This is a genomic window from Actinoplanes subglobosus (assembly GCF_042650585.1).
Lineage (GTDB): Bacteria > Actinomycetota > Actinomycetes > Mycobacteriales > Micromonosporaceae > Actinoplanes > Actinoplanes subglobosus.
Window position 1 is genome coordinate 332389 of sequence record NZ_JBHSBL010000021.1, and the last position, 10541, is coordinate 342929.

Consider the following 10541-nt stretch of genomic DNA (forward strand, 5'->3'; position numbering starts at 1 on the left):
AACCCGCTGACCCGTCATAGTGACTGAGCGTAGACCGCCTGAGCAACCCCGGTCAGTCCATCATCACGCGGTTCCGTCCGCCCTCTTTTGCCCGGTAAAGGGCATGATCAGCACGTGCGAGAAGTTCGTCGAGTGTGCTGTCGTCGTCGGCCAGGCTGGTCAGTCCAACACTGATGGTGACCGGCAGTGGCCCGGCCTGGGTGTCCACCGGCTCGGACGAGACGGCCAGGCGGATGCGTTCGGCCAGGTCGGCGGCGTGGCCGTCGTGGTCGGGCAGGACCGCGGCGAACTCCTCGCCGCCGTACCGGCCGAGCACGTCGGAGTGGCGCAGGCGGCTGCGGATGCGGGCGGCGACGGTACGGATGACCTCGTCCCCCACCCCGTGGCCGTACGTGTCGTTGATCGTCTTGAACTTGTCGATGTCCAGCATGACCGCCGCCAGCTGCCGGCTGTTCCGGGCGGCCGCCTGCACCAGCGCACCGGCGATGGCGTAGAAGTGCCGCCGGTTGTGCTGCCCGGTCAGCTCGTCGGTGGTGGCCAGCTCCTGGACCCGGCTGAACAGGCGCGCGTTCTCGTAGGCGGCCATGCCCTGGGTGGACAGCGCGGCCGCCACCTGCCGGCTGGTGTCGTCGAGTGCGCTGCCGCCGACCAGCACCATCCCGACCGGGCCGTCCCGCCCGATCAGGGGCACGACGAGGGCGCCGGGTGCACCGGCGAGCAGCCTTTCCCGTACCCCCGCGGTCTCTGCCGGATCGAGGAGCTCGGGGGCGTCGCCGGCGGTGAGCTGCGCCCGCGTCGCGATGGTCTCCGGCGGCGCCGCGCCGTCGACGTGGAGGACCTCGCCGTCGGCGCCGATCAGGCAGGCGGACGAGCCGCCGAGCTGGGCCCGCAACGTGCCGCAGAGGTGGCGCAGCAGTTTGTCGGGTTCGAGGATGGCGGTCAGCTCGGCGAGGCTGGCGCGCAGCATCTCGGCGAGGGCCTGCTGCTGGCGGGCGGCCTGAACGGCGGTGTGCAGCTGCGCGGCGCGGGCGGTCTCCAGGGACACGGCGACGTGGCTGCTGACCGCGGTGAGCACGGCGACGTCCTCGTCGGTGAAGATGCCGCGGGCGAGCCGGCTGTCCAGGTAGACGACCGCCACCATCCGGCCCTTGAACTGGACCGGCGCGATCAGGATGCTGCGCAGGCCGTGCACGACGGCGCTGCGGGAGCCGAGGGCGGCGCCCTGTTCGGTGCCGGTGACGACGAGCGGTTCGCCGCTCTCGGCGACCCGGCGGACCAGGCTGGTGCCGTACTCACCGGTTTCGGCGAGGTCGCCGGTGGCGTCCCGGCCGGCGTAGCGGACCGGTTCGCCGTTGTCGTCCAGCAGGAAGAAGATGGCCCGTTCGGCGCCGAGGATGCGCAACATCTCGTCGAGGGCGACGCTGGCCAGCTGCTGCGGGTCGAGGATGGTGGCGGCGGCGCTGCCGACCTGCTGGAGCGCCTCCAGGTGGCGGTTGCGGCCGGAAGCCGGCCGGCGTTCGGCGACGGTCCGGCGATGCGTGCCGGCGCCCTCGTCGACCCCGAATTCGGTACGGGTCTGCCGCCGCCGCTGCTCCCAGCCGTGGAAGATGGCCATGCCGAGCGCGAACCGGGCCTGCCGGTCGGCCTCGTTGGCCAGTCCCATGGCGCGCAGGGCCCGCGCCCGGATCCGGAACACCTCGTACTGGACGAACGGCGCGTCCAGTTTCCGCAGCCGGCGTTCGGCCTCGTCGGCGACCTTGATGCACTTCTGCGGCTCGGCCGACGCCAGGTGCAGCGACGCCTTGGTGGTGAGGTAGACGCTCCGGAGCAGCGGAGTGCCGCCGACCCGGCCGAGTTCCTTGATGGCCTTGGCGGCGATGGCGAGCCGGGCCGGGCGGTCCGCGTCGGAGGCGAACCGGAACTGGATCAACCGGGCGTGCGCCATGTAGACGTAGATCCACCGGTGCTGCGGCATCAGATCGCCGTGACGCAGCCCGAGCGCGTGGAACTCGTCGAAGATCTCCTCCAGCTGCGGACCGACGTCACCCTGCTCGATCATGGTGCAGGCGGCGGCGGTCAGCATGTTGGCCCGCTGCACGCGGGTGCCGGCACCCGGCGGGAACACCTCACGCAGGTGTTTCAAGGCGGCCGCGGCGTCACCGAAACGGCTCTGCCCGGCCGGGACCATGACGCTGAGCATGCCGAGCGACGTGCCGAGCGCGACCTCCTGGTCGGCCAGGCGCTGCATGCCGCGCTCGTACTCGCGGGCCGCCTCGTCGACGTAACCGCGCAGCAGGTAACGCAGGCCGAGCGTGGCGTAGCCGGGAATCAGCTGGGCGGGCACGTACCAGCGGGCGTTCCGGGTGATCGTCTTCTCCCACACACTGCCGTCGTCGGCACCGCTGAACAGCAACGCGACGCCGCGCAGCCACTCCACGTAGGCGACCAGACCGGGGTCACCGAGACCGGCGGCCACCTCGTCGGCACGTCTCAGGCAGCGTTCACTGGTGCCGCGCAGCCTGATCACCGCGGTCACGTAGCCGATCAGGGCGTACACCCGGACGTATTCGGGACACGGTCCGAGACGGTTCACGGCGTACATCGCCCGCAACGCGAGGATGCCGGCCTCCCGCAGGCGCAGTCCGATCCCGGCGGCATAGCCACCGGCGTCGAGGACGGCGGCGAGCGCGGCCTGCATCTCCCGGTCCTTCCCCCGGGCGGTTCCAAAGCCAAGTTTGGTACGCCGTACCAGCCCACCCGCCATCGCGATGAAAAGCGTCTGCACCAGGGCGAACAGCCCCGCCCCGGGCAGCGGCCGACGCAGTTCGGCGAGCGCGGCCCGGGCCGTCTCCAGAGCCTTCCCGTCGTCCCAGAGCGTGTGGTGCAGCTCGATGCGGGTGGTGAGCAGGCGGGCCCGCTGCAGCCGGTCGGGCTCACCGGCGAGCGCCCGGTCGAGCACCGCGTCGGCCTCCTCGAACCGTCCGGCCGCCAGGTAGGCCTGCGCCAGCACGTGCAGCAGCCGGCCGTCCGGGGCCGGATCACCGTCGACGGCCTCGACGAGGTATTCGATGGCCTCGGCCGGGGACTGGTCGGCCAGGGCACGGCGGCCGGCCGCGGCGGCGCTGCGACGGCGGTCCTCGGGCGCGGCGGCGTCACCGGCGTGCCGGTGGTGGCGGGCGACGGCGTAGGCGTGACCCTCGTCGCGCAGGTCCTCGGGCAGCCGGTCCAGCGCCGCGGCCAGTCCGGCGTGCAGCTTGCGCAGGTCGGCCTCGTCGACCCGGTCCAGCAGGACGTCGCGCAGCTGGGGGTGGACGAACGCGTGCCAGCCGCCGGGACGCGGTTCCAGGACGTGCCGGTCGGTGGCGGCGGACAGGGCGCCGAGCACCCGGTCGGTCTCGCCGATCTGGAAGAGCAGCTCGGGGCGGAACCGGATGCCGGCCACGGCCGCCACCGTCAGGCAGTCCAGCGTCTCGGCGGGCAGCCCGGTGAGACGGGCCGCGATCAGGTCACGGACGTCGGCGATCGGGGGCAGCGCGTCGGCGCCGGGGATGTCCAGGCGCCAGCCGCCCCACACCGGGCTGAGCAGGCCGGCGTCGAGCAGCCGCAGCAGGTAGCTGACGACGGCGAGCGGTGTGCCGTCGGTCCGCGCGGTCACGTGCCGGACCAGCTCGACGCCGACCTCGGCGCCGGGCAGGCGGGAGGCGATCACGTCGGCCAGGGCCGGTGCGGGCAGCGGGGCGCAGGTCACCTCGAGGGTGCCGGCGCTCTCCAGGCCGGCGGACGGGTCGTCGGCGTCGTCAGGTGCGGTCAGCAGAACGAGGACCGGCAGTCCGGCCAGTTCGGCGGCGAGTTTCTCGATCAGCTGGCGGGTACCGGAGTCGAGGTGCTGGGCGTCGTCGACGGCAAGCAGCAGCCCGCCGGCCCGGGTGGCCAGCTCGCCGAGGAAGGCGGCACCGGCACCGAGGACGTGTTCGTCACCGCCGGGCGCGGGCTCGCCGGCGACGGCCGGGACCAGGTCGCCGAAGAGCCGGGCCAGCAGACCGGGACCGGCGACCGCGGACGCCTCGGCGACCTGCGTGTCGACGGCGNNCGGGTCGACGGCGGCCCGCCGCTCCGGAGACAGCCGGCGCACCGCGGCCTGCCAGGACGTGACCGCCTCCCGGGCGGCGGCCAGCGGCGACGCCTCGTCGGGACGGCAGGTGGCCCAGAAGACCGGTGCCCCGTCGCTCGCGGCCTCGGCGGCGAGTTCCTCGGCGAGCCGGGTGCGGCCGGCGCCCGCCGCCCCGCGGATCACCGCGATCCCGCCCTGACCGGCACGGGCCCGTTCCCAGCGGCGGCTCAGCCGGCCGGCCTCCTCGGCCCGGCCCCGCAACGGCCAGCTCGTCACCGCACCCTGCTCGGCGGCCTCGCCCCCGGGACAGGCACGCAGATCGGCCAGGAGCGTGGCGGCGTCCGGGTAGCGGTCGTCGGGGTCCTTGGCGAGCAGCCGCACCACCACGGCGTGCAGGGCCGGGTCGATGCCGGGACGCAACTCGGCCAGGTCGGGCACCGGGGCGGCCAGATGCAGGCGCAGCAGCTCACCGACGTCGTCGGCCTCGAACGGCAGCCGACCGGCCAGGCACTCGAACAGGACCACGCCGAGCGAGTACAGGTCGGAACGGCCGTCGACCGGGCGTTTCAGCATCCCGGACTGCTCGGGCGAACTGTAGAGGAAGGTACCGACCGCCTCGTCGGTGTCGCCCTTCTCGGCACCGACCTGGGCCAGGCCGAAGTCGATGAGGGTGGCCGGCTGGTCCGGGCCGACCATGATGTTGCCCGGCTTGATGTCACGGTGCACCAGACCGAGCCGGTGCGCGGCGGCCAGGCCGCGGGCCAGGCGGGCGGCCATCGTGACCACCCACTCCTGGGAGAGGGTGGCGCCGAGCTGGTCGGCCAGCGAGCCACCGGTCAGGTGTTCGAGCACCATCGCGGGCACACCGTCGAGGTCGCCGACGGCGTGCACCCGGACCACGCCCGGATCGTCGATACAGGCCAGCAGGGCGGCCTCACGACTGAACTCGGTACGGATCTCCGGGTACGCGCTGGCGTCGGCGAGCGGGCGCTTCACCGCATACCAGCGGTCGCCGCGACGGGCCCGGTGGACCATCGTGAACGCGCCACGGCCGAGCTCGTCGACCAATTCGAGGCCGGTCAGCCCTGTTTCCGTCACTTGACACTCACTCCGCGTCCGGCGTCATTGTGCTGATCGGCGGCAACCGGGTGAACCTGAACATTCGCGGCCAGGGCGAGCTGTTCTGTGGCGTTCTCCACCGGAACCGGACGGGCGAAGTGGTATCCCTGCGCCCGCTGACAACCCAGCGCACGGAGCAGACCGGCCTGGCCGGCGGTCTCCACACCCTCGGCGACGGTGGTCAGGCCCAGCCCGGTGGCCAGGTCGACGATCGCGCGGACCAGCACCGCCTGCTGGGTGTCGGCGTCGTCGGCCGGCATGAACGAGCGGTCGATCTTCAGCACGTCGATCGGGAGGTCACGCAGATAGGCGAGCGAGGAGTAGCCGGTACCGAAATCGTCGATCGCCACCCGTACCCCCTCGGCCCGGAGAGCGGAGAGGTGCAGCAGCGCCTGCGCCGCGTGCGCACCGGAACGGACCAGCACGCCCTCGGTGATCTCCAGGGTGAGCGCGGCGGCCGGCAGGCCGCTCGCCTCCAGCGCGGCCAGCGCCTTCACGGTGAAATGCGGGTCGGCGAGCTGGCGCGGGGAGACGTTGACGGTGACCGTGGTGCCCCAGCGGCGATGCCACGGCGCCGCGTCGGCGCAGGCGCGGCGCAGCACCCACTCGCCGAGCGCGACGATCAGGCCGCTGTCCTCGGCGGCCGGGATGAACAGATCCGGACCGACCGGCGGGCGGCCCGGCGGCAGCCAGCGGACCAGGGCCTCGACGGCGACCGGGTACGCGTCGTCGAGCGTCACGATCGGCTGGTAGTAGACGGCGAACTCGTCACCGTCGACGGCGGCGCGCAACCGCTCCAGCAGGCGGATGCGGTCGGCCTGCTCCTGGCGCATCGCCACGTCGAACACGATGGCCTGGTCCTTGCCGGCCGCCTTGGCCGCGTAGAGAGCCAGGTCGGCGTCGCTGAGCACCTGCACCGGGTCGGAGGCCGGGCCGAACACCCGGATGCCGGCGCTCGCCGTGATGTGCAGCGGCTGACCACCGGCCGGAACCGGCTCACGCAGCGCGGCCAGCACGGCGTCGCTGCGGGTTGCGGCCCCGGCCGGGCCGGCGCCCGGGAGCAGCAGCGCGAACTCGTCGCCGCCGAGACGCGCGGTGACCTCGCCGGAGCCGGTCATCCCGCTCAGCCGGGCGGCGACCGAGACCAGCAGGGCGTCACCGGTCGGGTGCCCGAACCGTTCGTTGACGTCCTTGAAGCCGTCCAGGTCGACCAGGATCAGGGCGCCACCGGCCGGGTCGGCGAGCAGCTCCTCCAGCTGGGTGCGGTTGGGCAGGCCGGTCAGTGTGTCGTGCCGGGCCTGGTGGGAGAGCGAATGCTGGAGTTCGTCCTGGTCTGCGAGGGCGGCACGGAGACTCGCCGCGCGCTGGTCGGACAGCCGCGTGGTGTGGGTCAGCCGCAGCACCAGCAGCAGGGCGGTCAGCGCGGTCGCCACCACCGGGACCACCAGGTCCTTGCGGTGGTTCTCTGTGACCAGCAGGAATCCGGTGGCGGCCGGGCCGACCATGACGAGCACGACGTTGACGATCAGCGCGGTCCGGGCGCGGGCGGGTGCCGGCACGGCGTCGTGCCGGACCGGCTCCCCCGCCTCCGGGTGCCGGGCCGCGGTCCCGATCAGCAGGAACGCCAGCAGCAAGCCGGCCGCGGTCCAGCCCGGGCCGGTCCACGTGCCGCCGTCGGCGGAGGCGAGGAAGTAGACCACGTCCGCGACGGTGAGGACGCCGGCCGCGGTCAGCAGCAGCCGGTCCGGCCAGGTCAGCCGCCCGTGCACGACGATCATCCGGGTCGCCGCGGCCAGCACCAGCAGGTCGAGCGCCGGGAACATCAGCGCGCACGCCGGGCCCGACCAGTGCCCGCGGTCCATCACGAACGGGTCGTAGAGCAGCACCCACAGCAGCGACGAGCCGGTGCACAGCACGATGCCGGCCTCGGTCATCCCGGCCCACGGCGAGCCGCCGCGCCCCTGGGCGAGGTTCAGCAGACCGACCGCGAGCAGCGGATACATGCAGAGATAGATGATGTCGACGACGGTCAGCCCGTTCGGCACCGCCGAACCGCCGGCCATCCAGATGCCCCAGATCGCGTTGGCGACGGCCGAGCAGAACATCGCGGCGGCCAGCGGCCACCAGGCACGGCGGCGCGCCAGGTGGTGCCGCTGGACACCGTTGCGGACGGCGACCAGCGCCGCTCCGGCCACCACGACGTACGCGGCCTGGCGTGCCGTGCCGCCCAGGAGCGGGGCCAAGATCACTGGCAGAGCACCGGCGAGCAGCAGCCGGTACCAGCCGCGATTCCGATCCGTCGAGGACGCCACCGGAACACCGTCGCGTGCCGGGAGTGCGAAACGGTTGCCGGGCAGGGGCTACTGGAGTGTGGCCGCCAGTTTCTGCAGCGCCTCCCGGGCGCCGGTGGTGATCGGCTGACCGTGCCCGGGCAGGATGACCCGCACGTCGAGACCGGCGAGCTTCTTCACCGAGGCGGCCGCCTGCGCCGCGTCCGCGGTGTACTGCGGCGCCGACCCCTCCAGTACGTTCTGGTTGCGCAGCGCGTCGCCGGCCACCAGCACACCGGTACCCGGTTCGAAGATCGACACGTGGCCGAGGGTGTGCCCCGGGGTGCCGACCATCTGGAGGCCGAACACGTCGTCGCCGTCCTTGACCGCCTGGATCTGCTTGCCGGCGGCGTCGATGGCGGCGACGTCGTCGGTCCCCGCGTACAGCGTCGCGGAGATCTGCGGCACGATCTCGGCGAGCCCGCCGGCGTGGTCGTCGTGCTGGTGGGTCAGGATGACGTGCTTGACCGAACCCCAGCCGAGACCGGCCGCCTTGAGGCCCGCCTCCACCGAGGCGGCCGAGCCGGGCGTGCCGGTGTCGACGACGGCCACCTCGTTGCCGCGGACCAGCAGGTAGACGGCGACGAAGTCGAGGTCGACGCGTTTCCAGTCGAAGGCGGTGCCGGCCTGGCTCGCTGCCGGGGAGTTACTTTCCGCCGGAGAGTTACTCTCCGGCGAAGAGGTGCTGTCGCTACAACCGGTGAGGGTGTTGAGGACCGTGATGCCGAAGACACCGGTACCCGCGGTCAGCAGAAGTCTGCGGTGGAGCCGGAAGTCACTCATCCTCCCTCTCTAGCGCATCCACCATGGTTTCGCTCCCCGGCAGCGCCGACGACAGCCGCCGCCGCGACGACACGTCCAGTTTCCGGAACACCTGCCGCAGGTGGTGGCCGACCGTGTTGGCACTGAGGAACAGCTGCGCGGCGATCTCGCTGTTGGTGGCCCCGCGCGCGGCCAGGTTCGCGATCGCCAGCTCCTGCGGGGTGAGGCCACCGGTCCGGCGGGTGGTCGGCCCGGTGGCGGTGAGCTCCTGCGCCGCCCGTGCCGCGAACCCGGCCGCCCCCATCGCGGCGAACAGGTCACCGGCGATCCGCAACTCGGCGCGCGCGTCCCGCCGCCGTTTGCGCCGCCGCAGCCACTCCCCGTAGAGCAGATGCGCCCGCGCCAGATCGGCGCGCGCCGCGGATCCGTCGAGCGGATGCACCCGGACCGGCTCACCACGCGCCGCGGAACCGTCGAGCGGATGCACCCGGACCGGCTCACCACGCGCCGCGGAACCGTCGAGCGGATGCACCCGGACCGGCTCACCACGCGCCGCGGAACCGTTGAGCAGGGCGATCGCCTCGCGGTAGAGCGGCTCGGCGGTGCCCGGTCCGGCCAGCAGCGCCCGGCTGCGGGCCAGCACGCCGAGCGCCCAGCCGGTGCCGGCCGCCTCGGCCCGGCCGGTCAGCGTGGCCAGGGCGCGGGTGGCCAGCGCCCGGTCGCCGCTGCGGACCGCCGCCTCGATCAGGTCGGGCAGCGCCCCGGAGTGCAGTCCCAGCACGTCGGGGTCGGTCATGTCCCGGCCGGCGGCCCGCGCCTGTGCGTAGTCGCCACGGCTCAGGGACACGACGACCCCTTCCGCCGGCCGGTCCGGCCCGGATCGCCAGGCGTTCAGCTCCGGCCAGCCGGCGATGGCTCCTCCGGCGATGGCTCCTCCGGCGATGACTTCGCCGATCCCGCCGAGCCGGGCCCGGATCCGGTCCGCCTCGGCGAGCAGTTCCCCGGCCCGGTCCAGATCCCCGAGCCGGACCTCCACGGTCGCCGCGCCGTGCAGGGCCACCAACAGCCGCCAGTGCGCGCCGGTGCGGCGGGCCGCGTCGGTGACCCGGCGCCAGAGCGCACGGTGCAGGTCGGCATCCCACAGCAGGACGCTCGTCACGGCGGCGGTCAGGTGATCACGCAACACCACCTCGTCCGGGACGGCCGGGTCGAGCAGCAGTTCGGCGGCCCGGCGGATCCCGGCGACCGCCGTGCCGGGATCGTCGCCGGCCAGGGCGGCGAAGGCTCGCAGCTGCTGGTCCCGCACGTCCTCGCCGTGGCCGGGGGCCAGGACGTCGACGGCAGCGGCGATCCGGGCGATGCCGGCGGCCGAAGGCGGCGCGACGGTTCGGAGGATGTGTTCCACGGCCTTCAGCAGTGCCTCGTGGACCAGGCCGGGTACCGTCGCGGCGTCCAGGCAACCGGCGAGGCCTTCCCCGTGCCCGCCGCCCAGCATGACCGCCGCGCCCGCCCGCACGATCCGGGCACGGCCGTGCACGGTGAGCACGCCGGGGCTTTCGCGTTCCGCCGCGCCGGCGAGTTCCCGTGCCTGGTGGGGCGCACCGGCGTCCAGTGCCGCATCGGCGGCGTCCAGCATCCGCCGCACCCGGTCGGAGGGGTCAGGTGTCAGTTCGGCCGCGCGGGTCAGCAGATCGGCGCGGGCCGCATATCCGCTGGTGAAGGCAGCTCGGTTGGTGAAGGCGGCTCGGTTGGTGAAGGCGGCTCGGTCCGGCCGGCCGGCGCGGGCCGCATGTCCGCCGGCAGCGGCGATCCGGGCCAGTTCGGCGGCGACCGTGTCGTCGGGTCGCGCGTCACGGTCCACCGCGGATCTCCATACCGCCGACGGCAGGCCGGGAACTCCGCGCAGGTGGTACCCGGCGAGCCGGCCGCCGACCGGCGCCCGGCCGGTGGACAACTCCCGGCCCAGTTCGATGAGGGCGCGCGGGTTGCCGCCGGCCGCCGCGACCAGCCGGGTGGCGACCACGTGATCGAGCGGCCGGCCGGCGGCCGGGCGTAGCAACGCGATCCCGTCGGCCTCGCCGAGCCCGCCGACCCGCAGCACGGGCAGGCCGGCCAGCCGGTCGCCGATCGCCCTGGTCACGAGGACCAGGCCGAGGCCGGGTGCTCCGGCGCACCGGGCCAGCGCGTCGAGGGAGGCGTCGTCGGCCTGGTGCGCGTCG

4 protein-coding genes are annotated in these 10541 nt (G+C 73.8%); all 4 read right to left on the bottom strand.

Going from position 1 to position 10541, the window contains the following annotated elements; genetic code table 11:
• Positions 1-52: 52 nt before the first annotated feature.
• On the bottom strand, positions 53-5146 hold the full coding sequence (locus ACFO0C_RS33455; protein ID WP_449191440.1) for a diguanylate cyclase: 5094 nt from the start codon (positions 5144-5146) through the stop codon (positions 53-55).
• Positions 5147-5205: 59 nt separating this feature from the next.
• Positions 5206-7542 carry a putative bifunctional diguanylate cyclase/phosphodiesterase gene (locus ACFO0C_RS33460; RefSeq protein ID WP_378070744.1) on the bottom strand — a complete coding sequence of 779 codons (2337 nt, stop codon included), beginning with the start codon at positions 7540-7542 and terminating at the stop codon, positions 5206-5208.
• Positions 7543-7590: 48 nt separating this feature from the next.
• Positions 7591-8343 (bottom strand): MBL fold metallo-hydrolase, encoded by a 753-nt coding sequence (locus tag ACFO0C_RS33465; protein ID WP_378070745.1) that lies wholly within the window; start codon positions 8341-8343, stop codon positions 7591-7593.
• A partial coding sequence (locus ACFO0C_RS33470) for a helix-turn-helix transcriptional regulator (protein WP_378070746.1) occupies positions 8336-10541 on the bottom strand: 2206 nt, incomplete at its 5' end. The genes ACFO0C_RS33470 and ACFO0C_RS33465, both read right to left, overlap by 8 nt.

What these genes read in the sequence shown, in the direction of transcription:
- ACFO0C_RS33465 (WP_378070745.1), bottom strand. Translation starts at nt 8,343, where the DNA reads ATGAGTGACTTCCGGCTCCACCGCAGACTTCTGCTGACCGCGGGTACC.